General features: G+C 71.6%; 1 pseudogene. It reads right to left on the bottom strand.

Features of this window, described 5'->3' with window-relative positions:
* Positions 1–552, bottom strand: a pseudogene (locus NJ376_RS17540) (IS5 family transposase); the annotation flags it as partial.

Raw genomic sequence — 552 nt, 5'->3', positions numbered from 1 at the left:
GCCTGATCTGCTTCAGGCGGATGAGGGCGGCGGCGAGAGTGGTGAAGGCGAGGTGGCTGTCCTCGCGTCGTTCGTAGCGGATGGTGAGACGCCGGAAGCGGGCATCCAGGCCAGGGTCCGCTCCACCTTCCAGCGGTGTCGTCCGAGCCTGCGGCTGTCCTCGTACCGCGCCGGGCGATGCGTGGGACGATACCGCGCCTGCGGCAGTCGTCGCGGCAGAAGCGGTGGTCATCGCTCTTGTCGGCGTGCAGCTTGTGGGGGCGCCGACGCGGTCTGCCGCCGGGCCTGCGGCGAGGCCGGACCGGCGGGATGGCGTCGAGGGTGGCGGCCAGCATCTTGCTGTCATGGCGATCGGCCGGGCTGAGCGTCAGGCCGAGCGGGGTGCCATGGCCGTCGACCACGACGTGCCGCTTGGTGCCTGCTTTGCCGCGGTCCGTCGGATTTGGGCCGGTTGCCGCTCCCCCCTTTTCGCCGGAACAGAGGCGCTGTCCAGCGAGGCCCGGCTCCAGTCCAACTTGTCGGCGCCGTGCAGCCGCTCCAGCAGCACGCGGG

Source organism: Siccirubricoccus soli (assembly GCF_024178315.1).
Lineage (GTDB): Bacteria > Pseudomonadota > Alphaproteobacteria > Acetobacterales > Acetobacteraceae > Siccirubricoccus > Siccirubricoccus soli.
Note: the sequence above shows the minus strand (reverse complement) of the source record. Positions and strands in the feature narration are given on the sequence as shown.